Annotated in this window: 19 protein-coding genes; 14 read left to right on the forward strand and 5 right to left on the reverse strand. The window is 71.9% G+C overall.

From position 1 onward, the window contains the following. Nucleotides 1-135 precede the first annotated feature (135 nt). The 5 genes from ACLQ25_RS16930 (at nt 136) to ACLQ25_RS16950 (ending at nt 6,235) form a co-directional block, all read left to right on the forward strand. On the forward strand, nt 136-366 hold the full coding sequence (locus ACLQ25_RS16930; RefSeq protein ID WP_357121824.1) for a hypothetical protein: 231 nt from the start codon (nt 136-138) through the stop codon (nt 364-366). A 101-nt stretch (nt 367-467) separates the two neighbouring features. Next, entirely contained in the window at nt 468-1,214 is a 747-nt protein-coding gene (locus ACLQ25_RS16935; protein ID WP_425731828.1) for a response regulator transcription factor, read from the forward strand. Next, nucleotides 1,192-2,718, forward strand: a complete 1,527-nt coding sequence (locus ACLQ25_RS16940) for a sensor histidine kinase (protein ID WP_425731829.1) — start codon at nt 1,192-1,194, stop codon at nt 2,716-2,718. The genes ACLQ25_RS16935 and ACLQ25_RS16940 overlap by 23 nt, the downstream gene beginning before the upstream one ends. Before the next feature lie 44 nt (nt 2,719-2,762). Beyond that, nucleotides 2,763-5,009 carry an ArnT family glycosyltransferase gene (locus tag ACLQ25_RS16945; protein WP_425731830.1) on the forward strand — a complete coding sequence of 749 codons (2,247 nt, stop codon included), beginning with the start codon at nt 2,763-2,765 and terminating at the stop codon, nt 5,007-5,009. Beyond that, nucleotides 5,006-6,235, forward strand: a complete 1,230-nt coding sequence (locus ACLQ25_RS16950) for a glycosyltransferase (RefSeq protein ID WP_425731831.1) — start codon at nt 5,006-5,008, stop codon at nt 6,233-6,235. The genes ACLQ25_RS16945 and ACLQ25_RS16950 overlap by 4 nt, the downstream gene beginning before the upstream one ends. 13 nt (nt 6,236-6,248) lie before the next feature. On the opposite strand, the gene ACLQ25_RS16955 is transcribed toward ACLQ25_RS16950, so the two are convergent. Continuing rightward, the gene (locus ACLQ25_RS16955) at nt 6,249-7,097 is read right to left on the reverse strand and encodes an arginase family protein (protein WP_425731845.1); all 849 of its coding nucleotides are present in this window, start codon (nt 7,095-7,097) and stop codon (nt 6,249-6,251) included. Between the two features lie 190 nt (nt 7,098-7,287). On the opposite strand from ACLQ25_RS16955, the gene ACLQ25_RS16960 reads away from it, so the two are divergent. From ACLQ25_RS16960 to ACLQ25_RS16975, 4 genes are all read left to right on the forward strand, one after another. Beyond that, nucleotides 7,288-7,437 carry a hypothetical protein gene (locus ACLQ25_RS16960; protein WP_355052365.1) on the forward strand — a complete coding sequence of 50 codons (150 nt, stop codon included), beginning with the start codon at nt 7,288-7,290 and terminating at the stop codon, nt 7,435-7,437. 14 nt (nt 7,438-7,451) lie between these two features. Next, on the forward strand, nt 7,452-8,879 hold the full coding sequence (locus tag ACLQ25_RS16965; RefSeq protein ID WP_425731832.1) for a methyltransferase: 1,428 nt from the start codon (nt 7,452-7,454) through the stop codon (nt 8,877-8,879). Next, a complete protein-coding gene (locus ACLQ25_RS16970) occupies nt 8,872-10,902 on the forward strand; it encodes a sulfatase-like hydrolase/transferase (protein ID WP_425731833.1) in 2,031 nt (676 codons plus the stop codon). The genes ACLQ25_RS16965 and ACLQ25_RS16970 overlap by 8 nt, the downstream gene beginning before the upstream one ends. Before the next feature lie 212 nt (nt 10,903-11,114). Further along, on the forward strand, nt 11,115-12,398 hold the full coding sequence (locus ACLQ25_RS16975) for a citrate synthase (protein WP_425731834.1): 1,284 nt from the start codon (nt 11,115-11,117) through the stop codon (nt 12,396-12,398). A 228-nt stretch (nt 12,399-12,626) separates the two neighbouring features. On the opposite strand, the gene ACLQ25_RS16980 is transcribed toward ACLQ25_RS16975, so the two are convergent. Further along, a complete protein-coding gene (locus tag ACLQ25_RS16980; protein ID WP_425731835.1) occupies nt 12,627-13,271 on the reverse strand; it encodes a maleylpyruvate isomerase N-terminal domain-containing protein in 645 nt (214 codons plus the stop codon). Nucleotides 13,272-13,421: 150 nt separating this feature from the next. Continuing rightward, complete coding sequence (locus tag ACLQ25_RS16985; RefSeq protein WP_425731836.1) at nt 13,422-14,867, reverse strand: glycosyltransferase family 4 protein; 1,446 nt, start codon at nt 14,865-14,867, stop codon at nt 13,422-13,424. Nucleotides 14,868-15,180: 313 nt separating this feature from the next. On the opposite strand from ACLQ25_RS16985, the gene glgX reads away from it, so the two are divergent. From glgX to ACLQ25_RS17010, 5 genes are all read left to right on the forward strand, one after another. Continuing rightward, nucleotides 15,181-17,298, forward strand: a complete 2,118-nt coding sequence (glgX, locus tag ACLQ25_RS16990; RefSeq protein WP_425731837.1) for a glycogen debranching protein GlgX — start codon at nt 15,181-15,183, stop codon at nt 17,296-17,298. A gap of 1 nt (nt 17,299) precedes the next feature. Next, a complete protein-coding gene (gene treY / locus ACLQ25_RS16995; RefSeq protein WP_425731838.1) occupies nt 17,300-19,606 on the forward strand; it encodes a malto-oligosyltrehalose synthase in 2,307 nt (768 codons plus the stop codon). After that, nucleotides 19,603-21,327, forward strand: a complete 1,725-nt coding sequence (gene treZ, locus ACLQ25_RS17000; RefSeq protein WP_425731839.1) for a malto-oligosyltrehalose trehalohydrolase — start codon at nt 19,603-19,605, stop codon at nt 21,325-21,327. The genes treY and treZ overlap by 4 nt, the downstream gene beginning before the upstream one ends. A gap of 158 nt (nt 21,328-21,485) precedes the next feature. Beyond that, nucleotides 21,486-22,154, forward strand: a complete 669-nt coding sequence (locus ACLQ25_RS17005; protein ID WP_425731840.1) for a hypothetical protein — start codon at nt 21,486-21,488, stop codon at nt 22,152-22,154. Nucleotides 22,155-22,492: 338 nt separating this feature from the next. Continuing rightward, a complete protein-coding gene (locus ACLQ25_RS17010; protein WP_425731841.1) occupies nt 22,493-23,683 on the forward strand; it encodes a helix-turn-helix domain-containing protein in 1,191 nt (396 codons plus the stop codon). Nucleotides 23,684-23,705: 22 nt separating this feature from the next. Here ACLQ25_RS17010 and ACLQ25_RS17015 read toward each other — a convergent pair whose 3' ends face one another. Then, complete coding sequence (locus ACLQ25_RS17015) at nt 23,706-24,248, reverse strand: NUDIX domain-containing protein (RefSeq protein WP_425731842.1); 543 nt, start codon at nt 24,246-24,248, stop codon at nt 23,706-23,708. Beyond that, on the reverse strand, nt 24,242-24,813 hold a 572-nt coding region (locus ACLQ25_RS17020; protein WP_425731843.1), incomplete at its 5' end, for a transposase family protein. The genes ACLQ25_RS17015 and ACLQ25_RS17020, both read right to left, overlap by 7 nt.

A 24,813-nucleotide genomic window follows, 5' to 3' on the forward strand; every position in this document is an offset into this window, starting at 1 on the left:
GGGTCGAGCTGGGCAAACCGCGACGGCCGCCGATCACGCCGTACCTCGGCCGGGGTCGCCGCCGGGTGCGGTAGCTTGCGACCCAGGGCCGTACGCACCGAGCGTGCCGGCATCGTCACGCAAAGGAGCGCCGCGATGGGCGAGGTCACCGTACGCTTCGTCGGCGGTCCCGCGGACGGGCTGGTCCGCGCGGTACCGGCCGAGCCGGACGGCGCCCCTCCGCAGCGATGGATCATGCGGCATCCGGGCGGCACCGGCCCGACCCAGCCCGGCCCCGACCACCTCTACGAGCGCGACCAGCCCGACGGCCACGGCGGGTGGAGCATGCGCTTCGTCCGGACCGACGCGTACGGGGTGTCCGAGTGACCACGGTCGGAGGCTGAGCGGTGGCCCGGCGGCCCGGCCGTACAGCTGGCACACAGGCGGCGCAGAGGCGCGACACAGCGGGCCCGTCCACGATGGGGGGCATGGTCATCCAGGGGCAGACCGCGCCGGGCCGGATCGAGTTGCGCCGCCCGGACGGTGAACCGGTCCGCGTGCTGGTGGTGGACGACGAGGCGACGCTGACCGATCTGCTCTCGATGGCGCTGCGCTACGAGGGTTGGCAGGTGCGCAGCGCCGGCAACGGCATGGCGGCGTTGAGCGCCGCGCGGCAGTTCCAGCCGGACGCCGTCGTCCTCGATGTCATGCTGCCTGACCTCGACGGCTTCCAGGTGCTGCGTCGGCTGCGCGAGTACGCCCCGACCGTGCCGGTGCTCTTCCTGACCGCCCGGGACGCCGTCGAGGAGCGCATCGCCGGGCTGACCGTGGGCGGCGACGACTACGTGACCAAGCCGTTCAGCCTGGAGGAGGTCATCGCCCGGCTCCGCGCGCTACTGCGCCGCTCGGGCTTCGCGGTCGCCGCCCACGAGGAGGCGCTGCTGACCGTCGGCGACCTCAGCCTCGACGAGGACAGTCACGAGGTCCGCCGTGCCGGCCAGCTCGTCACGCTGACCGCGACCGAGTTCGAGCTGCTGCGCTACCTGATGCGCAACCCGCGCCGGGTGCTCAGCAAGGCGCAGATCCTCGACCGGGTGTGGAACTACGACTTCGGCGGCCAGGCCAACGTGGTGGAGCTGTACATCTCGTACCTGCGCAAGAAGATCGACGCGGGGCGACCGCCGATGATCCACACGCTGCGCGGGGCGGGCTATGTCCTCAAACCCGCCGACTGAGCCAGCCGCCCGCGGCCGGCTCGGGCGTCCGCGGCGCTGGTGGGCCGGCCGGCCGCTGCGGACCCGGCTGGTGCTCGCCCTGGTCGCGCTGCTCGCCCTGGTCAGCGTCGCCATCGGCGGGCTCACCACGCTGGCCCTGCGGCACGTGCTGGTCGCGCAGGTCGACACCCAGTTGACGATGGGGGACCGGCCGCGCGACCTGCCGCCGTGGTTCCGCCCGGGTGGCGACCCCGGGCGGCCCGCTCCACGGCCGGGCGTGGCCGCACCGTCCCCGCCGGAGCCTCCGCGCGGCTTCCCGCCGGGCTCGCTCGCCGTACGCCGGGCCGACGGCGTGACCACGGCGACGCGGAGCACCGCGAGCGGCAGCCTCGCCGACGTTCCCGCGGCCGACGCCGCACGGCTGGTCGCGCTGCCCACCGACGGCCGGCCCCGCACCGTCACCCTCGACGAGGGGGACGTCCGGGCGGTGGCCCGGCAACTGCCCAACGGGGTCGTGGTCGCCGTGGGTATTCCGCTCAGCGGCGTGCAGGACACCGTCTGGGCGCTGGTCGCCGCGCAGGCCGGGGTCGTCGGCCTCGGCCTGCTCCTGGCCGGTGGCGCGGGCGCGCTGATCGTGCGGGCCACGCTGCGACCGCTGAACCGGGTGGCCGCGACCGCCGCCCGGGTCACCGAGCTGCCGCTGGACCGGGGCGAGGTGGCGCTCGCCGTCCGGGTGCCGGCCGCCGACACCGACCCGCGTACCGAGGTCGGCCAGGTCGGCGCGGCGTTGAACCGGATGCTGGGCCACGTCGCCGACGCGCTGGCCGTGCGGCAGGCCAGCGAGACCCGGGTACGCCAGTTCGTCGCCGACGCCAGCCACGAGCTGCGCACCCCGCTCGCGGCGATCCGTGGGTACGCCGAGGTGTCCCGGCGGGGCCGCGACGAGGTCCCCACCGACGTGGCGCACGCCCTGCGCCGCGTCGAGTCCGAGAGCGCCCGGATGACCAGCCTCGTCGACGACCTGCTGCTGCTGGCCCGGCTCGACGCCGGCCGGCCGCTCGCGGCGGATCCGGTCGACCTGTCCGCCCTCGTGGTCGACGCGGTCAGCGACGCGCACGTCGCCGGCCCCGAGCACCACTGGCGGCTCGACCTGCCCGAGGTCGTCATCCGCGTACCCGGCGACGCCGCCCGCCTGCACCAGGTGGTGGCGAACCTGCTGGCCAACGCCCGCGTGCACACCCCGCCCGGCACGACGGTCACCACCAGCCTCGCCGTCGAGGGGGGCACCGCCGTCCTCACCGTCGCCGACGACGGGCCGGGCGTGCCGGCTCAGGTGCGACCGGAGATGTTCGAGCGGTTCGCCCGGGGTGACAGTTCCCGGTCCCGGGCGCACGGCAGCACCGGGCTCGGCCTGGCGATCGTGGCGGCCGTCGTCGAGGCGCACCACGGCACGGTCGGCGTCGACAGCCGTCCGGGCCGGACGGTGTTCGCCGTCCGCCTGCCGGATCCCACAGCTGACGCATAGGCGGCGCACGGGGTCCCGCCAGTTCGGCCGCCAAGGCTGGCGGCATGGACCGAACAGACACCCTGTCGACGACGCCCGGCGACCCGGTCGGGCCGCCCCACCCGAGCACGCGCCCCGAGGAACACCCGCCTCCGGCGGGCCGTGCGGCGACCTGGACCCGGCCCGCTCTGCTGGCCCTGCTCCTGGGCACCGGCCTGCTCTACCTCTGGGGCCTGGGCGCCTCCGGCTGGGCCAACTCGTTCTACGCGGCCGCCGCGCAGGCCGGCTCGGTGAGCGGCAAAGCCTTCTTCTACGGCTCGTCCGACGCGGCCAACTCGATCACCGTGGACAAGACGCCGGCCTCGCTCTGGCTGATGGCCCTGTCGGTGCGGATCTTCGGGTTGAACAGCTGGGCGATGCTCGTCCCGCAGGCGCTGTGCGGGGTCGCCTCCGTCGGCGTGCTCTACGCGAGCGTGAAGCGCTGGTACGGGCCGGTCGCCGGCCTGATCGCCGGAGCGGTCCTCGCCGTCACTCCGGTGGCGACGCTCATGTTCCGCTTCAACAACCCCGACGCCCTGCTCGTGCTCCTGCTGCTCGGCGGCGCGTACGCCACCGTGCGCGCGTTGGAGACGGCCAGTACCCGGTGGATCGTGCTGGCCGGCGCGCTGATCGGCTTCGGCTTCCTGACCAAGATGCTCCAGGCTTTCCTGCTGGTGCCGGTCTTCGCCGCCGTCTACCTGCTGGCCGCCCCGACCGGGCTGTGGCGGCGGGTGCGGCAACTCCTGCTCGCCGGCCTCGCGGTGGTGGTGTCCGCCGGCTGGTGGGTGGCCGTCGTCGAACTCGTCCCGGCCAGCGCGCGTCCGTACGTCGGCGGCTCGCAGGGCAACAGCATCCTGGAGCTGACCCTCGGCTACAACGGTCTCGGCCGGATCACCGGCGACGAGGTGGGCAGCGTCGGCGGCGGCGCCGGACGGATGGGCGGTGGCGGTGGGCCGTTCTCGGGGCGGACGGGCCTGCTGCGGATGTTCGACGGCGAGGTCGGCGGTCAGATCTCCTGGCTGCTGCCGGCCGCGTTGATCCTGCTGGTCGCGGGCCTGCTGGTGGCCGGTCGGGCCGCGCGTACCGACCGCACCCGGGCCGGTCTGCTGCTGTGGGGTGGCTGGCTGCTGGTTACCGGACTGATCTTCAGCTTCATGTCCGGGATCTTCCACGCCTACTACACCGTGGCGCTCGCGCCGGCCGTCGGCGCGCTGGTCGGCATCGGCGTCACCCTGCTCTGGCGGCAGCGCCGACCCCGGCCCGCCCCGGCCGCCGCCGCGCCCGAGGAACCGGTGGTGGTGCCCCGGTGGCAGCGGTGGCGTCCACTGGCCGCCACGGCGACCCTCGCCGCCACCCTCGCGGTCACCGTCTGGTGGGCGTGGGTGCTGCTCGGGCGCAGCCCCGACTGGTACCCGTGGCTGCGTGCCGTCGTGCTGGTCGCCGGCCTGCTCGGCGCGGCTCTTCTCCTGCTGGCCGTCCGACTGCCCCGGTGGCTGGGGGCCGTGGCACTGGGCGTCGGCGCGGCGGCGGCCCTCGCGGGGCCGGCGGCGTACGCCGCGCAGACCGCCGCGACCCCGCACACCGGCTCGATCCCGAGCGCCGGCCCTGCGGTGGCGGGGGGATTCGGCCGCGGTGGCTTCCCTGGCGGACGACCGCCGGGCGGCATGGGGTTCCCCGGCCGCGGGCAGTTCTCCGGCGACGGCCGCAACGGCGCGTCGGTGCCGGGCGGCGAGAGCCGCAACGGCAACCAGGACGGTGGGCGGTTCCCGGGCGTTCCGGGCGGCGCTCAGGTGCCCGGTGCTCCCGGTGGCGGCCAGGCGCCGGGCTTCCCGGGCGGCTTCCCCGGTGGCGGTCAACTGCCCGGCTTCCCCGGTGGTGGCCGGGAGGCCGGCGGCGGCATGGGAGGTCTGCTCGACGCCCGCGAGCCCAGTGCCGCGATGCGCGAGTTGCTCGAGCGCGACAGCGATGACTACACCTGGGTGGCGGCCACCATTGGTTCCAACAACGCCTCCGGCTACCAGTTGGCCACCGGCGACCCGGTGATGCCGATCGGCGGGTTCAACGGCAGCGACCCGTCACCGACCCTCGCCCAGTTCCAGCGCTACGTCGCCGAGGGCAAGATCCACTACTTCGTGGGCGGTGGCGGCTTCCGTGCCAACGGTGGCAGCTCGGCCTCGCAGGAGATCTCCACCTGGGTCGAGGAGACCTTCACGGCGCAGACCGTGGACGGGGTCACCGTCTACGACCTGAGCACCGGCGCGGGCGCGTCGTGACCGCGCTCAGCGGCCCGCGTCCCGCGGTGCGGACCCGGTCCACCACCACCGGGGCGGTGCTGGACGTGGTGATCCCCGTCTACAACGAGGAGATCGACCTCGGGCCGTGCGTACGCCGGCTGCACGCTCACCTCACCGAGCACTTCCCGTACCCGTTCCAGATCACCGTCGCCGACAACGCCAGCGTGGACGGCACCCTGACGGTCGCCGAGGGCCTCCGCGCCGAACTGCCGGGCGTCGAGGTGCTGCACCTGGACGCCAAGGGTCGGGGGCGGGCACTGTCCGCCGCGTGGTCGGCCTCGTCCGCGCCGGTGCTGGCGTACATGGACGTGGACCTGTCCACCGATCTCGCGGCGCTGCTGCCGCTGGTCGCGCCGCTCATCTCCGGCCACTCCGACCTGGCGATCGGCACCCGGCTGGCGCGTACGTCCCGGGTGGTGCGCGGCGCCAAACGGGAGGTCATCTCGCGGGCCTACAACCTGCTGCTGCGCGGCGCGCTGTTCGCGCGGTTCTCCGACGCGCAGTGCGGGTTCAAGGCGATCCGCGCGGACGTGGCCGGTGAGCTGCTGCCCCTCGTGCAGGACACCGGGTGGTTCTTCGACACCGAGCTGCTGGTGCTGGCGCAGCGGGCCGGGCTGCGCATCCACGAGGTGCCGGTGGACTGGGTCGACGACCCGGACAGTCGCGTCGACATCGTCGCCACCGCCCTGGCCGACCTGCGGGGGATGGGTCGCCTCGGGCGGTCCCTGGTGACCGGCGCGCTGCCCCTGGCCGAGCTGCGTGCGCAGCTCGGTCGGGCACCGCTGGCCGCGCCACCGGCGCAGGTGCCGGTCGGGCTGCCCGGGCAGCTGGTCCGGTTCGCCGCCGTCGGGGTGGCCAGCACGCTGGCGTACCTGCTGCTGTTCGTCGCGACCCGGGGCACCCGCGGCGCGCAGCCGGCGAACCTGCTGGCGCTGTTCCTGACGGCGGTGGCGAACACGGCCGCGAACCGACGGCTGACGTTCGGGATCACCGGTAGCCGGAACGCCGGTCGGCACCACGCGCAGGGGCTGCTGGCGTTCGGCCTCGGCCTGGCGTTGACCAGTGGGGCGCTGGCGGCGCTGCACGCGGTCGTCGCCGTACCCGCCCGGTCGGTGGAACTGGCCGTGCTGGTGATCGCGAACCTGGTCGCCACGGTGCTGCGCTTCGTGCTGCTGCGCCTGGGCATGCACCACCGGCGTAGCTAGGCCGGTCAGCCGGTCAGCCGGTCAGCATCTGCGTGAGGACCTCGACGACGGTCCGGGTGTGCCGCCCGTCGGGGTCCTCGTCGGGGTTCAGGTCGGTCACGCTCATCCCGAGCAGCCGGTCGGCGCGGGCCAGCGGCGTGACCAGTGCGACGAGGTCCGCCCACCGTGGCCCGTCCGGCTCCGGGTAGGTCACCGCCGGCAGGTCGCGCGGATCCACCACGTCCAGGTCGAGGTGCAGCCAGGCCGGCCCGTCGCCGTCGGCGGCCAGGCCCACCCCGACCGCCCCGGCGCCGAGGCGCAGCAGGTCGGCGGCGGTCACCTGGTGGATCGCCGGGTCGATCCGGGCCGCCTCGACGCGACTGTCCTCGTCGGTGGGCGGTCGGTGGCCGAGCAGGTGCACCCGGGCGGGGTCGAGCAGCGCGTCGTCGACGCCGATCGCGGCGGCCGGGCCGTGCCCGGTGACCACCGACAGGTCCATGTCGGCGGCCTCGCCGGTCGGCGACGTCGCGCCGTCGAGGAAGTCGGGATGCGCGTCGACGAACCACAGCGCGGTCGTGCGGGGCAGCGCGCGGCAGATGCCGGGCAGGATCGCACAGTCGCCGCCGAGCACCAGCGGTCGGTGACCGTCCGCGATCAGCCCGCCGATCCGCGCGCTGATCGCGGCACCGGCCCGGACCAGGCCGGCGGCGTCGATCACCCCGCTCGCCGGCTCCCGGTTCGGGTCCCGCAACCGGGCCTCGTCGATCTGCCCGTCGTCGTCGGCGGCCAGGGCGTCCAGCAGGCCGGCCCGACGCAGGGCGGCCGGCGCCCGTTCCTCGCCGCGCCGCGCGCCGGAGGAGTCCAGTGGCGCGTCCACGACCATCCAGCGCACGCTTCGCAGCCTACCGACGCGAGCCGCTTCCTGTGGCCGGGCTGGGAGTCCTCGGATGTGGGCGCGGTGGCGCGGACGAGCAGCGTACGGTGAGGAACAAGTCCGGCTTACTGGGTCAAAAGCCTCATCGCTGTCGCCCCGGGACGCCGGTGTCGAGACGGGCGAGGGGAAGGAGCGGTCGGTGATCCATCTGGCCTACCTGGACGCGGGATCGGGCAGCCTGATCGTGCAGGCCGTCGTCGGCGGGGTGGCCGGCGTCGCGGTCGCCGCCAGGCTCTACTGGCGGCGGCTGGTCGACCGGTTCCGTCGGCAGCCCACCGACCAGCGGTAACGGTCGCGGCGACCATGACGAGCACACCCACCGGGGTACGCCCCGAGCCCGCCTCCTTCCGCGACCCCGCCAACCGGGTCTTCCACGTCGGCGACGAGGTGCTGCGCGGGCTCGACGCCCAGGCCGCCGAGCATTGGCGCACCCTCGCGGCCAGCCCGTTCTTCCCCACACTCGTCTCGGCGGGCAAGGTCTGCGCCACCGAGGACGCCCCCGCGACGCTGGCACCCGCCGCCGGCACCGAGTGGGCGGCGGTGCTGCGCCACGAACGCATTCCGTTCGTCTCGCACCCGTACGAGTGGTCCTTCGCCATGCTGCGCGACGCCGCGCTGCTGCACCTGGAGATCCTGCGTACCGCCCTCGCCGAGGGGTTCACCACCAAGGACGGCTCCGCCTACAACCTCCAGTGGCGCGGCGCGAAACCGGTCTTCATCGACATCGGCTCCTTCACGCCGGTCCGCGACGGCGAACCGTGGGCCGGCTACCGCCAGTTCTGCCAGACCCTGCTCTACCCGCTGCTGCTCACCGCGCACCTGGGCGTGGACTTCCAACCCTGGCTACGCGCCCAGGTGGACGGCATCGAGGCCGAGCAGTTGCGCCCCCTCTTCGGCGGAACCCGCCGGCTGCGCCCCGGCGTCCTGACCCACCTGCACCTGCACGGCGCCATGCAGCAGCGCAACGCCGCCGCCAGCACCACCGACGTCAAGGCCCAGCTCCGGGCCGCCGGCTACTCCCGCCAGTTGCAGGCGGCCACCGTACGTGGCATCGAGAAGCTGGTCCGCCGCCTGGAGCACCGCCCCTTTGGCAGCCACTGGTCGGACTACCAGCGCACCTGCGGCTACTCGGCCCGCGACCGGGTCGCCAAGGAGCAGTTCGTGGTCGCCGCCGTGGCCGCCGCCGGCCGTCCCCGCCTGGTGCTCGACCTCGGGGCCAACGACGGCCGGTACTCCCGACTGGCCGCCGGGCACGCCGACTGCGTGGTCGCCGTCGAGCAGGACCCGGCGGTGGTCGACGAGCTGTACCGGGCGCTGCGCTCCGAGGGGCAGCAACGGATCCTGCCGCTGGTGGTCGACCTGGCCGACCCGTCCCCGGGCGGCGGCTGGCGCGGCGTCGAGCGCGCCGGCTTCGCCCAGCGGGCGTCGGCGGACGTCGTGCTCGCCCTGGCTCTCGCGCACCACCTGGCGATCGGCCGCAACGTGCCGCTGCCGGAGGTCGTCGACTGGCTGGCCGGGCTGACCGCGCCCGGCGGGGCCGTGGTGGTGGAGTTCGTCCACCCGGACGACCCGATGGCCGCCCGGCTGCTCGCCAACAAGCCCGACGGACTCTTCCCCGACTACCGGCGGGACACCTTCGAACGGCTCCTCGCCGCCCGGGGCCGGATCACCGACCGGCTGGAACTGCCCTCGGGCACCCGCACGCTCTACCGGACGGTGATGGGTGGCTGACCCACCCGTCGAGTCCCCACCCGAACGCGGGCGGTGGGAGCGGGGGTGGCGCGGGGAGCTGGGCCGGGTGCTGGAGATCGCCGCGCTGGTCGGGCTGGTCGTCACCCAGCCGCTGCTGGACGTGCTCGGCCGCAGCCCCGACTTCTTCCTGTTCCACCGCGCCGACACCGGCCAGATCCTGCTGCTGGTCGCGCTGGTGGCGCTCGTACCCACCCTGCCCGTGGCGGCGCTGGGCGCGCTCAGTCGACTGGCCGGCCGGATCCCCCGCGCGCTCACCCACACGGTGCTCGTGGGCCTGCTGGTCGCCGCCCTCGCCGTGCAGGTGGGCCGGCACGTGACGACGCTTCGGGGCGTACCCCTGCTGTGTCTTGCCGGTCTGGCCGGTTTGGCCGGCGCGGCGGCGCACCGGCGGTGGCGGGCCCCGGGCCGGGCGCTGCGACTGGCCGCCGCCGGGCCGGTGGCGTTCGTGGCGCTGTTCCTGTTCGTGTCGCCCACCTCGGCGGTCGTGCTGCCGCGCGGCGACGGCGGCGCGGTCGGCACCGCGCAGGGCGGGGCCGTGCACCCGCCGGTGGTCATGCTGATCCTCGACGAGCTGCCGCTGGTCAGTCTGCTCGGCGGCGACGGCCGGATCGACGCGGCACGGTTCCCGCACTTCGCCGAACTGGCCGGAGCGTCGACCTGGTACCGCAACGCCACCGGGGTCAGCGGCTGGACGCCCAACGCGCTGCCGGCGATGCTCACCGGCCGCTACCCGGCGCGGTCGGTCGCGCCGCACTACTCGCAGTACCCGGACAACCTCTTCACCGCCTTCGGCGGCCTGTACGACATCCAGGCCGAGGAGAGCATCACTCGGCTCTGCCCACCCAGCCGCTGCGAACAGCCGGTCGCCCCTGAACAGGGCCTCGGCGTGCTGGTGAAGGAGACCGGCAAGCTGCTCGGCCGGATCGCCGGGCCCACCGACAGCGCGGTCGACCCGGAGGACTCGTACCGGGAGCGGACGCGCGCCGAGGCCGGTCTGGACGTCGCCGAGCCGGTACCGGCCGATCCCAAGTTCCGCTGGGACAGCCTCGACGACAACCAGCCCGCCCGGTTCACCAGCTTCCTCGCCGGGCTGAAGCCCCGGCCCCGACCCACCCTGCACTTCCTGCACCTGCTCATGCCGCACTCCCCGTGGGCGTACCTGCCGTCCGGCGCGCGCTACGACGCACCCGAGGACCTGCCCAACGACGGGGCCGGCTGGATCGACCTGGCCCGTCAGCGCCACCTCGCCCAACTCGGCTACACCGACCGGCTGATCGGCGAGACGCTGCGCACTCTGCGTGCCAGCGGCCTCTACGACCAGGCCCTCGTCGTCGTCACCGCCGATCACGGGGTGAGCTTCCGACCCGGCGCCCAGGGCCGGGGCATGGACGCCATCAAGGCCGCCGCCGGCGAGGTCGCCTGGGTGCCGATGTTCGTCAAGGAACCACGGCAGCAGACCGGCCGGGTGGACGACCGCAACTGGGAACACGTTGACCTGCTGCCCACCGTCGCCGACGAGGCCGGCATCCGCCTGCCCTGGCGGGTCGACGGTCGCTCCGCCCGCCAGAGCCCGCGCGCCGACGCCACGAAACACTTCTACGACACCCCCGGCGAGGCGGTCACCTTCCCGGGCGGGGTACCCACCCCACCGCCGCTACCGACACCGCACCGGCTGGTCGGCACCGAGGTACGCGCCGGCCCCAGCGGCGGCAGCGCCCGGGTCGCCGACCTGGCCGCGTTCCGGGCCACCGATCCGGACACCGGCACCCTCCCGGCGCTCGTCTGGGGTGACGTGCCCGACGCCATACCGGACGGCACGCTGCTGGCCGTCGCCGTCAACGGCCGGATCGGCGCGGTGGTCCCGGTGGTGCCGACCGACCCGGGCGGGCGTCGGTTCGCCGCGCTGCTCACCGACGACCGGCTGTTCCGCGCCGGCACCAACCAGCTCGACGTCTACCAGGTCACGGCCACGGGTACGCTGCGCCGCCTGGCGCTGTCCTGAAACCGGCTGTCCGTCGGACCGTCGCGGACCGGTCGTTTGCGGCTTTCGTGGGCTTCCCGCCTGCCGGGATTGCGGGTTTCCCGGCCTGCTGGTCGGGAATCGGGTGACGCATACCTCACCGCCGAACCACGGCGGGCAGTGTCCCCCGAGCCGCAATTACGGTAGAAGCGAAGGCAATTCAACGTAGATCTGCCGGCGAAGCGAGGAACCACATGACGGAAGTCAAGCTCGACCACCCCGGCGGGCAGCTGTCGATGCCGGTGCATTCTGCGGTCGAGGGCCCCGCTGGCATCGGGGTGAGCAAGCTGTTGAAGGAAACCGGGATGACGACGTACGACCCCGGTTTCGTCAACACCGCGGCTGCCTCATCCGCGATCACCTACATCGACGGCGACGCGGGGATCCTGCGTTACCGGGGGTACCCGATCGAGCAGCTGGCCGAGAAGTCCTCCTTCCTGGAGGTCTCGTACCTGCTCATCTACGGTGAGCTGCCCACCGAGCAGCAGCTGACCGAGTTCACCGAGTGGATCCGGCGGCACTCGCTGCTGCACGAGGAGATGCGTCGGTTCTTCGACGGCTTCCCCCGTGACGCCCACCCGATGGCGGTGCTGTCGTCCGCCGTGAGCGCGCTGTCGACGTTCTACCAGGACAGCCTCGACCCGTTCGACTCCGAGCACGTGGAGATCTCCACGGTCCGGCTCATGGCGAAGGTCCCCACCATCGCCTCGTACGCGTACAAGAAGTCCATCGGGCAGCCGCTGCTGTACCCGGACAACTCCCTCGGGTACGTGGACAACCTGCTGCGCATGACGTTCGGCGTGCCGGCGGAGCCGTACGAGGTCGACCCGGTCATGTCGAAGGTGCTGGACATGCTCTTCGTCCTGCACGCCGACCACGAGCAGAACTGCTCCACGTCGACCGTCCGGCTGGTCGGTTCCAGCAACGCCAACCTGTTCGCCTCCGTCTCGGCGGGCGTGAACGCGCTGTTCGGCCCGCTGCACGGCGGCGCGAACCAGGCGGTGCTGGAGATGCTCCAGCAGATCCACGCCGGCGACGGCGACGTCCGGTCCTTCGTCCGCAAGGTCAAGGACAAGCAGGACGGCGTCAAGCTGATGGGCTTCGGCCACCGGGTCTACAAGAACTACGACCCGCGGGCGGCGATCGTCAAGAAGGCCGCGCAGGACGTGCTGGGCCGCATGGCCAAGCCGGACCCGCTGCTGGACATCGCCATGGAGCTGGAGGCGATCGCCCTCGCCGACGACTTCTTCGTCTCCCGGCGGCTCTACCCGAACGTGGACTTCTACACCGGCCTGATCTACAAGGCCATGGGCTTCCCCACGAAGATGTTCACGGTGCTCTTCGCGCTCGGCCGGCTCCCCGGCTGGATCGCCCAGTGGCGCGAAATGATCAGCGACCCGGAGACCAAGATCGGCCGTCCCCGGCAGGTCTACGTCGGCGCCCCCGAGCGGGACTACGTCCCGTTCAACGAGCGCTGACCTCCCGCTCCTCGCACGACCGCAGGACCGCAGGACCGCAGGACCGCAGGCCGTCGACCCGATCCGGGGTCGGCGGCCTGCGCCGTGTGCGGTCGTGCGCGGTCGGCGTTGATCGACTCGGGTTCCGTGAAGCCGAGGTGTTGCCGTCCCCAGGACGCCCCGGTTTCCCTGAAGCCGAGTCGACCATGCGCCGGCCGGGGCGGTCCGCCGGCTCGGCGGCGGGGTCCGTCAGAAGGCGGCGATGTCGCGGGCTCGTTCGCTGCGGCTGAGCGCGCCGATCAGCGCGGACTGACCGTGCCGGCGGACGGCCAGCCGGACCAGCAGGTCGCGTACGGGGTCGAAGACCTCCGGCGGGAAGACCGGCGTGGGCACGCCGACGCTGACCGCCAGGTCGTCCGAGTGCACGACGATCTCCAACTGGCGGGTGAGCAGGAAGTCGGCGCGGCGCAGGGACCAGCCCTGCCACGGGATCGGCACCACGTCGACGGCGGCTCCCCGGGACAGCAGGTCACCGACCTCCGCGAGGGCCTCGGTGGAGCGGGCGTGCAGGTCGTCCGGTCCACGGACCGCGTCCGCCTCGTCCGGGCCCTCGGCGACCGCGTCCTCGTCGGGTGTGCCCTCCGTGACCCAGGCGGCCCGCTCGTAGTGGGCGTCGGCCGAGTCGAGCGTGGGCAGGTCGGCGGATGTCGGCAGCAACTCCGCCGCGCGGATCGCCTGCCGCCCCAGGTGGCACGCCAGACCACCCACGGACAGGTGCGGCAGGGCGCTCGGGCGCGACCATTGCGCGGCTACCTCGGGGTGCCGGATCAGGTCCAGCGCGATCGAAGCGGCGACCGGGAAGGCCGAATCCAGGGCGTCAACAGAGCGAGACATCCGCACAGTCTGGCAGCCCGGCCGGACCGCCGCCGGGCGGCGACGCCCGACCGCCGCCGGTGATCGACCCGACTTGCCGGAAGTCGGGGTGTCCCAGGACGGCAGACACCCCGACTTCACGAAACCCGGGTCGATCAGCGCGAGGCGGCCTCAGCGGAGGCCGGCGGCGGCGAGCAGGTTGCCCTCGGGCAGCGCCGGAAGCGCCCGGCCCTGCGACATGCGCTGTTCGGCGCGCTCGGTCGTGAACGCGGCGTCGGTGGCGATGGCGGCGCCGTAGCTGGCGGCGGTGCGCTGGGCGATCGCGGTCCAGCCGTACTGCTCGGTGACCATCCGACGGGCTCGGCGGGCCATGGCGCGGGCGCGCTCGCGGTCGGACAGCAGCGCGTCGACGGCGTCGGCGAGGCTGTCCGGGTCGTGCGGGCGGAACGTCATGCCGGTCGCTCCCGACTCGACGATCTCGGCGAGGCCACCGGTGGCGGCGACGGCCAGGGGCGCTCCGGCGGCGGCCCCTTCGAGGGCGACCATGCCGAACGGCTCGTAGATGCTCGGCACGGCGAAGCAGTCGGACGCGGCCATCAGCGCCGGCAGGTCGGTGCCGCCGAGGAAGCCGGGCATGGTGACCATGCCGCCGAGGGCACGGCGGTGCACCTCGGCCTCCAGTTCGGCGCGGTACGGGCCGTCGCCGGCGATCACGGCGCGCAGCCCGGGGTGCCGCTCACGCAGCCGGGGGAGAGCGGCGATGAGGTGCTGGACGCCCTTCTCGTACACGAGTCGACCGGCGAAGGTGACCAGCGGGCCGTCGGCGGCGAACCGGGCGCGCGCCGCCGCCACGTCGCGTGCCGGCACCTTCCAGCGGTACGACTCGACGCCGTTGGCGACCACGTCGACCCGGCTGGCCGGTACGCCGAACAGGGCGTTGACCTCGTCGCGCATGTAGCCGGAGCAGACGATCACCCGGTTGGACTCGCTGCTGAGCCACTGCTCGACGCCGTGGATGGTGCGGTTCATCTCCTCGGGCAGCCAGCCCTGGTGCCGCCCGGCCTCGGTGGCGTGGATGGTGCTGACGAGCGGGATGTCCAGGTGGTCGCGCAACGTCATCGCGGTGTGCGCGACGAGCCAGTCGTGGGCGTGGATGACGTCGTAGGCGCCGGCCTGGGTGGCGCGCAGAGCGGTCCGGGTGAGGGTGTGGTTGAACGCCATGGTCCACGCCAGCAGCGAGCCGGTGGCCAGGGGGAACGTCACCGGGTCTTCGGGGGCGCGCAGGATGCGCACGCCGTCGGCGTACTCCTCAAGGGGTGCGCCTTCGCTGTGGCGGGTGACGACGGTGACCTCGTGTCCGGCGGCGGCCAGGGCGACGGACAGGGCGTGGACGTGGCGGCCGAGGCCGCCGACGAGCACCGGCGGGTACTCCCACGACAGCATGAGGATGCGACGGGTCTGCGGCGGCACACCCGGACCGCGCTGCGCCGGCACGGGGGAGCCGGGCTGCGCGGACGGACCGGGCGAGGTCGAAGGCTGGGGCCGGGAGGTCACGGTGGGTCGGTGGGTCCGGTCCTTGGTGGCAGCGAGCTGCTCATCGACCCGCAGGGTCGTCACATCTGTCTCCGTCCAGGCATGGTGGGGCGCGCCGGCGTCAGTGGCGGCGGAGAGGGTGGAAAAAGGGGCGGCCGAGGGCCGAAGGGCACACGCAGGCGCGTGTCCCCTGACAAGCAAAGGCCATCGGACGCCGGTTCGCACCTTCAAATCGGCCATGGTGACGGAAGACACCTGAGGGTGTAGCGCGCATCAGACAGGTGGATTCCGGTCACCGCCTGAAAGGATGGATTGGCGCGCCCGGGGCGGGGGCACTACCCGCTTGCGCGCGGGCGGCTGAGCCGGCGCGCACATCACCATGGCTTGAGGGAGCGACATGCAGGTCTGGCCGGGCGAGCGGTATCCCCTGGGCGCCACCTACGACGGGATGGGCACCAACTTCGCCATCTTCTCCGAGGTGGCCGAGCGGATCGAGCTGTGCCTGTTCGACGAGTGGGACACCGGCGCGGAGCGCCGCGTGGAGCTGCGGGAGGTCGACGCGTACGTCTGGCACGCGTACCTGCCGGGCATCGAGCCGGGGCAGCGCTACGGCTACCGGGTGTACGGGCCGTACGACCCGGCGAACGGGCTGCGCTGCAACCCGCACAAGCTGCTGCTCGACCCGTACGCCAAGGCCATCGACGGTGACGTCACGTGGGACCCGGCGGTGTACGACTACGAGCTGGGCGACCCGGAGCGGATGAACGAGACCGACTCGGCGCCGTTCATGCCGAAGTCGGTGGTGGTGAACCCGTACTTCGACTGGGGCAACGACAAGCCGCCGCGCACGCCGTACCACCACTCGGTGATCTACGAGGCGCACGTGCGCGGGCTGACGATGCGGCACCCGGACATCCCCGAGGAGCTACGCGGCACGTACGCGGGAATCGCCTCCCCGCCGATGATCGAGTATCTGACCCGGCTCGGGGTGACGGCGATCGAGCTGATGCCGGTGCACGAGTTCGTGCACGACCATCGGCTCGTCGACCTGGGTCTGCGCAACTACTGGGGTTACAACACGATCGGGTTCTTCGCCCCGCACCACGGCTACTCGGCGCTGGGCCGGACCGGCCAGCAGGTGCAGGAGTTCCGGGGCATGGTCAAGGCACTGCACGCCGCGGGCATCGAGGTCATCCTCGACGTGGTCTACAACCACACCGCCGAGGGCAACCACCTCGGGCCGACGTTGAGCTTCAAGGGCGTGGACGCGCCGAGCTACTACCGGCTCAGCGAGGAGGACCGGCGCTACTTCGTCGACTACACGGGCACCGGCAACAGCCTGAACGTGCGCAGCCCACACTCCCTGCAACTGATCATGGATTCGTTGCGGTACTGGGTGACCGAGATGCACGTCGACGGGTTCCGCTTCGACCTGGCGGCCACCCTGGCCCGCGAGTTCTACGAGGTGGACCGGCTGTCCACGTTCTTCGAGGTGGTGCAGCAGGACCCGGTGGTCAGCCAGGTGAAGCTGATCGCCGAGCCGTGGGACGTCGGCCCCGGCGGCTACCAGGTGGGCAACTTCCCGCCGCTGTGGACGGAGTGGAACGGCAAGTACCGGGACACCGTGCGGGACTTCTGGCGCGGCGAGCCGGCCACCCTGGCCGAGTTCGCGTCGCGCATCTCCGGCTCGGCCGACCTCTACCAGGACGACGGCCGCCGCCCCTTCCACAGCATCAACTTCGTGACGGTGCACGACGGGTTCACGCTCAACGACCTGGTGTCGTACAACGACAAGCACAACGAGGCGAACGGCGAGGACAACCGGGACGGCGAGAGCCACAACCGGTCGTGGAACTGCGGTGTGGAGGGCGACACCGACGACGAGGCGGTGCTCGCCCTGCGGGCCAAGCAGCGGCGCAACTTCCTGGCCACGATGATGCTGTCGCAGGGCGTGCCGATGATCGGCCACGGCGACGAGTTGGGGCGTACCCAGCACGGCAACAACAACGCCTACTGCCAGGACAGCGAGCTGGCCTGGATCGACTGGGACAACGCCGACGAGCAGTTGCTGGACTTCGTCCGTACGCTGACCGACTTCCGCAAGCGCCACCAGGTGTTCCGCCGCCGCCGGTTCTTCACCGGCCTACCGGTGGGCGGGCGGGACGTCGACGCCCCGCTGCCGGACCTGGCGTGGCACACCCCGGACGGGCGGGAGATGACCGGCGACGACTGGGGCAACGACTTCGGCCGGTCGGTGGCGCTGTTCGTCAACGGCGAGGGCATCCGCGAGCGCGGCCAGTACGGCCAGAAGCACCACGACGCCTCGTTCCTGTTGTGCTTCAACGCCCACGACGCGCCGCTGGACTTCACGATGCCGGGCAGCGAGTACGGGCAGAAGTGGGAACGGGTCATCAGCACCGCCGAACCCGACCCGAACGACGCCACGGTGATCAGCGCGGGCGGCACCATCCGGGTGCCGGACCGGTCCCTCGTCGTGTTGGAGAGGATGATCTGACATGCCGGCCACCCCTCCCAAGGCCACCTACCGAGTCCAGGTCCGCCCCGGTTTCGACCTGGACGCCACCGCCGCGATCGTCGACTACCTGGACGATCTCGGCGTCAGCCACCTCTACACCGCCCCGCTGCTGGCCGCCACGCCCGGCTCGCAGCACGGCTACGACGTCGTCGACCACCGGAGCGTCAACCCGGAGCTGGGCGGGGAGGCCGCCCGGCAGCGGCTGGTGCGCGCCTTGCGGGACAAGCGGCTCGGCCTGGTCGTCGACATCGTGCCCAACCACGCCGGGGTCGCCGTGCCGCCGGCCAACCCGGCCTGGTGGGACGTGCTGCGCCGGGGGCGCGACTCGTCGTACGCCGACTGGTTCGACATCGACTGGGACCGGGGCCGGCTGCTGCTGCCGGTCCTGGCCGACGACCCGGCCGCCCTGGACGACCTCAAGGTCGTCGACGGCGAGCTGCGCTACCACGAGCACCGCTTCCCGATCGCCGACGGCACGGGCGACGGCAGCGCGCGGGAGGTGCACGACCGGCAGCGCTACGAGCTGGTCTCCTGGCGGCGCGGGGACGCCGAGCTGACGTACCGCCGGTTCTTCGCCATCGCGGGCCTGGCGGGCCTGCGGGTGGAGGACCCGGCGGTGTTCGCGGCCACCCACGAGCTGATCCTGCGCTGGGCTGCCGACGGCGAGGTCGACGGTATCCGCGTCGACCACCCGGACGGCCTGCGCGACCCCGCCGGCTACCTCGCGCGGCTGCGCGAGGCCGCGCCGGACGCCTGGCTCGTGGTGGAGAAGATCCTGGAGTACGGCGAGGAGCTGCCGGACTGGCCGGTGGACGGCACCACCGGGTACGACGCCCTCGCCGCCGTGAACGGCCTCTTCGTCGACACCGACGCCGAGGGCGACTTCACGGTGCTGGACACCCGGCTGACCGGGCAGCGCACCTCGTGGGAGGACCTGACCCACTCGACCAAGCTGGCCGCCGCCACCACGCTGCTCGCCGCCGAGCTGACCCGGCTCGCCGCGCTCGCTCCCGAGGTGCCGACCGAGCAGGCCCGCGCGGCGCTCGCCGAGCTGGCCGCGGTGTTCCCGGTCTACCGGGGCTATCCGCCGCAGGGCGCCCGGCACCTCGCCGCGGCCCGCTCCGAGGCCGGCCGCCGCCGGCCCGACCTGACCGGTGCCCTGGACGCGATCACCCGCCGGCTGCGCGACCCCGACGACGAGCTGGCGAAGCGCTTCCCGCAGTTGACCGGCGCGGTGATGGCCAAGGGCGTCGAGGACACGGCCTTCTACCGGTGGACGCGCTTCGTGGCCCTCAACGAGGTGGGCGGCAGCCCCGCCCACTTCGGGGTGCCGCCGGCGGAGTTCCACCGCTTCGCCGGCGCCCGCCAGGTCCGCTGGCCCGCGACCATGAACGCCATCTCCACCCACGACACGAAGCGCGGCGAGGACGTCCGCGCCCGCCTCGCCGTGCTCAGCGAGCTGCCGGGTCAGTGGGCGGAGCAGGTCAAGACCTGGATGGAGTACGCGCCGCTGCCCGATCCGGCGTTCGCCCACCTGCTCTGGCAGACGGCTGTCGGCGCGTGGCCGATCGAGCGGGAGCGGCTGCACGCGTACGCCGAGAAGGCCGCCCGGGAGGCCGCGGCCTCGACCAGTTGGGCGGACCCCGACCCGGGCTTCGAGCAGGCCATGCACGCGGTCATCGACCGCATGTACGACGACCCGGCGCTGCACGACGAGCTGACCGAACTCGCCGCCGCGATCGCCCCGGCCGGCTGGTGCAACTCCCTCGGGCAGAAGCTGGTCCAGCTCACCATGCCCGGCGTCCCGGACACGTACCAGGGCACCGAGCTGTGGGACAACTCCCTGGTCGACCCGGACAATCGGCGGCCGGTCGACTTCGACGTACGCCGGGAGATGCTGGCACGGCTCGACGGCGGCTGGCGTCCCCCGGTCGACACCGACGGAGCGGCGAAGCTGCTCGTCGTGTCGCGGACGCTGCGCCTGCGGCGGGCGCACCCGGAGCTGTTCACCACCTACCGGCCGGTGCCGGCGCACGGCCCGGTCGGCCGGCATGTGGTGGCGTTCGACCGGGGTGGCGTGATCGCCGTGGCGACCCGCCTGCCGCTCGGCCTGGCACGGGCCGGTGGCTGGTGTGACACAGCCCTGTCGCTCGGCGTTAACGAAGTGAAGGACCTGTTCACCGGCCGGGTCTACAGTGGCGGGGAGGTCCCGTTGGACAATCTCCTCGCGGACTACCCCGTTGCTCTGCTGGCTCCTCCCACCGCTGCCGAGGAGGCCTCGTCATGACCCAATTCTCCGTCTGGGCGCCGGACGCCAGCCGGGTGCGCCTGCGCCTGGCCGGCGACACCGACCACGAGATGCGCGCCGCCGCCGACGGCTGGTGGCTGGTCGAGGTGCCCGACGCCGGCCTCGACTACTCCTTTCTGCTGAACGACGACGAAACCGCGCTGCCCGACCCCCGCTCGCCGTGGCAGCCTGCGGGTGTGCACGGGCCGAGCCGCCGCTACGATCACCTTGCTTTCCAGTGGAGTGATTCCTCCTGGACGGGTCGACAGCTGCCCGGCAGCGTCCTCTACGAGCTGCACATCGGCACCTTCACCCCCGAGGGCACGTTCGACGCGGCCATCGACCGCCTCGACCACCTGATCGACCTCGGCGTCGACATGATCGAGCTGCTCCCGGTCAACGCCTTCAACGGCGAACACAACTGGGGGTACGACGGTGTCTGCTGGTACGCCCCACACGAGCCCTACGGCGGCCCGGATGGCCTGAAACGGTTCGTCGACGCCGCCCACTCTCGCGGGCTGGGGGTGATCCTCGACGTCGTCTACAACCATTTCGGGCCCTCCGGGGCCTACGCGCCACGGTTCGGCCCCTACCTGGCCGAGCAGAGCAACAGTTGGGGCCGTTCGATCAACCTGGACGGCCCGCACTCGGACGAGGTACGCCGCTACATCATCGACAGCGTGCTCATGTGGCTGCGCGACTACCACGTCGACGGTCTGCGGCTCGACGCGGTGCACGCCCTGCCGGACACCCGTGCGGTTCCTCTGCTTGAGGAGTTGGCCGTCGAGGTCGAGTCGCTGTCGACGCACCTGGGCCGGCCGCTGTCGCTGATCGCCGAGTCGGACCTCAACGACCCCCGGCTCATCACCCCTCGCGAGGCGGGTGGGTTCGGCCTGCACGCCCAGTGGAACGACGACGCCCACCACGCGCTGCACACGTTGCTGACGGGGGAGCGGCAGGGCTACTACGGCGACTTCGGCTCACTGGAGACGCTGTCGGACGTCCTCACCAACGGCTTCTTCCATGCGGGAACCTGGTCCAGCTTCCGCAACCGCCACCACGGGCGGCCCCTCGACTCGCGCGTCCCCGGGCACCGGCTCGTCGCGTACCTGCAGAACCACGACCAGATCGGCAACCGGGCCACCGGGGACCGGATCTCGGCCTCCCTGTCGTCCGCCCTCGTACGGGTCGGGGCCATGATCCTGCTGACCGCGCCGTTCACGCCGATGCTGTTCATGGGGGAGGAGTGGGCGGCCTCCACGCCGTGGCAGTTCTTCACCTCGCACCCCGAGCCGGAGTTGGCGACGGCCGTACGGACCGGGCGGCGGCGCGAGTTCGCCTCACACGGTTGGCCCGAGGGGGACGTGCCGGACCCGCAGGACCCGGAGACGTTCGTACGGTCCCGGTTGGACTGGGCCGAGCTGGACAAGCCCGAGCACGCGTCGATGCTGGCGTTCTATCAACGGTTGATCGCGTTGCGGCGGTCGGTGGCGGACCTGTCCGATCCTCGGATGCACGCGGTGTCGGTGCAGCACGGGGACCAGTTCCTGCTGATGCGGCGCGGGGACACGCTGGTCGTGGCGAACTTCGCCGGGCGGGGGCAGGGAGTGTCGCTGCCGGGGGTGGCTCGGCGGGTGCTGCTGGCTACCGGCGAGGGGGTCACCGTGATGCGGGACCGGATCCAGCTGCCAGCGGAGACAGCGGCGATCGTGGCGCTCTAGGCGGTCGTGGGGCTACCGGCCTACGCCCCGGACCTCAACCCTCGCCGAGGGCGTGCGGGCGTGGATGAAACACGGCAGCCGGTGAACCACAGCGCCGCTCATCCCGTAGGAGTGCTGACAGGCATCTGCGTCAGCAAACTCCAGGAGGATCGGTAACTATGAATGACTCGGATATCGTCGGCCTTGAATACATGACGAATGCCGACGCATACCAGGGGTTCTTCGACTCTGTCCCGGATTCGCACACGTTCTATCGTCCCGTCGAGAAGGGGACGGCCATCCGATTCTCGACCCCGGCCGATCTGCGTGATTACCGGAAAGAGCTGGAAAGTTTGAAGAAGGCGGTCACGAAAGGTTCGGATCCCGGGCTGAAGAAGTATCAACGGGATTCGCTGGGCAAGGTGGTGAAGGAGATGAAGCGCGACACGCCTCTAAAAAACGCCAATGATGCCTTCAACATGATGTGGCATCTTCGCGTAAACGTCGGTGATTACCCTACGAGTGGGCCAACGTTCCAGAAAATCGCAGCGTTCTATAACTTGCACTCCCCCCAACTCGTCCACGACAAGCATCACCGACCGCCGACACCGCACGGCATCGAGCCGTCGCGGTCACGAGACGAGGTTGTCGCCAGCGGAGATCCCGGCCCTAAAGTCGGCTGGCGCGAAAAGGCGCAGATCGGGACCGACGCCCTCCGGGAAGTGGCCTTGATGAACATGACGGGGGCGCAGGCATTTTCCTCCGACGGCGGTGAATCTTACCGAACCCAGGTCCGACTCAGGATCAATGATGCAATGGCGAGGAAGAAGGGCCCTGGCGTGAAGTAGTCAGGTCAGGGCTTGGATCCGTGGATGGGGAAGACGGGTGATGAAGGTGGGCGCGCCGAGGTTCCAATATTCACCTGGGTCGCGGCGTCCCGCTTCGCCTACGCGCAGAATCTGCCGGTCAAGTCCGCTTCCGTTGCCGCCCGTGCCGCCGACTGAACCCTGGCCCAGTTACAGGCGGACGCCGTAGACGTCCGGGTGAGGCAGCTCGCGAGGCGAGATGCACACACCTCAGCGCACTCAGCGTCACCGATTCGATGCCCGGAGGTGTAGCGTCCAATCGAGCAGGGCATGCGGCTCAGCGCTGCAAGCAGTCCGCTACGTGAGGGAGTGGCGTCGGCATGGCGAAGAAGCCGGACACCGTCGGGGCCAGAATCCGGTACTGGCGGATGCGCCGCGGCGGCATGACGCAGGCCGTCCTAGCCGGGCTCGCTGGTGTGACCCAGTCCTACATCTCGCAGGTGGAGTCGGGTCGCAAGACCGTCGACCGGCGGTCCACTCTGGTCGCTCTGGCTGCCGCGCTGCAGGTCACGGTGGCTGACCTGCTCGGTCAGGGCACCGAGTCCGGTGATCCGGCCCGTGAAAGCGCCGCCGAGTGTGTGCCGGCGATCTGGTCAGCCCTGATCGAGATCGAGGACGGCGAGCGCCGGCCGTCGACCTACACCGCCGAGCGCCTGGCGGCCGAGATCGCCCGTGCCGAACAACTTCGCAATGCGAGCAACTACCCGGCCATGGCACGTCTGCTTCCCAGCTTGCTGCTCGAAGCCGCTGCCGTAGGTGGCCCCGCGCTCGTCCAGGTGGCCTACCAGGCGTCCACTTGCCTGCGGAATCTCGGATACCGCCACCTGGCCCTCAACGCCGCCCGGTTCGCCGGGACGATCGCCGAAGATGCCGAGGACCCGGCTTGGATCGCGGCGTCCCGCTTCGCCTACGCGCAGAGCCTGCCGATCGAGTCCGCCACCGTTGCTGCCCGTGCCGCCGACCGAACCCTGGCCCAGTTGCAGTCGAACGCTGCCGACGTGCGGGTGCGGCAAATGCTCGGACAGCTTCACCTCTCGGCCGCGTTGACCTCCACGGTGAGCGGCCAACTGCTCGCAGCTCGCGATCACCTGGACGAGGCAACCCGCGAGGCGGCGTCGCTCGGGGACCCGGCCGACGGCGCGGGCTTCAACGGCTGCGGCTTTGGACCGACCAACGTCGGGCTCTGGGAGATGTCCATCGCCGCGGAGCAGGGCGACTCTGGCCGTGTCATCGAGCTGTCCCGAGCCGTCCGCCCGCAGGTTCTTGCAGCGTCGATCCGTCAGCAGTCCTACTGGCTCGACCTCGGACGCGCGCTTGCGGACGGAGGTCGCCGCGACGGCGAGGCCCTTGCAGCGTTCGTTCAGGCCGAGCGCGCGGCTCCGGTCCCGTTCGCCATCAATCCTCTCGCCCGCGATGCCGTGGTGTCCCTCGCTCAGCGTGCCCAGCGCCGGGCTATCCCCGACGAGTTGCGCCTGCTGGCCGGCCGGATCGGCATCAGCCTGGCCGCATAGCTGGCAGCTATCCGCCCGCGGGCTACCGCCTTTCCGTGCCGGAAGCGATCGTCAGTGACTTTTGGTAGAACTCGACGTCGGGATCGTCCTTGTCGATCTCACTCACACGCCGATTCACAGTGGCCTGCAACCCGTCATTGATTCGGTCGCCGCGTTCCGTCGGCAGATTGGCATCCGGCCGCCAGCGGAGGGGGAAGGCCACGCCTCCTGCGAGGTACGTCGGAGCCTGTCGGTCACGGGCGCTCATCGCCGCACCAACTCGGGTAGCGACGTTGCCGGGGACGTGGCGCTCGGCCTCGTGGCACGAGAAGAAGGCGATGTCCTCCAACTCCTGTTCCGGCAGGTTGAAGCCGTCGAGGCCCGCAACGGACCCGCAGTCGAGCGTGAAGCTGACGATCGTACGGGGGCGCTGTCCGGCGGGCGGTGCCCAGTCCACGACGAGCAGCTCGCCCACCAACAGCGCGACGCCCAACTCTTCTCGGATTTCGCGGGCGCAGGCATCGTGTGGATATTCGCCCTCATCCACATAACCGCCGGGGAAGGCCCAGTGAACTGATCTCAACAAGATTCGCGTAGGTATTTGTATTCGAAGTGGGTCAGGTGTAGCGCGGCGGCGACGATGTCACCGATCCGGCGTGGGCTGGCCGTGGTGTGGCGCAGCACTTTCCAGCGTCCGATGAGGATGGCGAAGCCCCGTTCGCCCTGCCAGCGCAGGCCGCGTAGCAGGCGGTTGTATGCGCGGTTGTCGGGCGCGAGCTGGCTGGCGTCAGCAGGCTGTTTGATCGGTGTCTTGATGCCGTGACCTGCGCTTTCGTAGCCGGAGTCGGCCAGTGCCGGCAGGTGGATCTCAGCGGCGGACCAGTTCAGCGCGGCGGTGACACCGAGTTCACGGGCGCAGCTGGTGTCGTGCAGATGCCCGGGCATCGCCGGCGACGTCCAGATGGGTAGCCCATCGGGGCGCATGATCGCTTGAATATTCGCGCCGAAGTCGCGGTGTTTTCCGGAGTACCAGGCGTCGATGGTGTCGCCCTTGACCGACAGGGTGGTCTCGGTGAGCCGGTCGCAGTCGAACAACTTGCCGTCGAGGATGACGTACGACCAGCCGTCGGCGGCGACCCGCCGCAGCGCCG

It is taken from the genome of Micromonospora sp. DT44 (genome assembly GCF_049841635.1).
Classification (GTDB): Bacteria; Actinomycetota; Actinomycetes; order Mycobacteriales; family Micromonosporaceae; genus Micromonospora.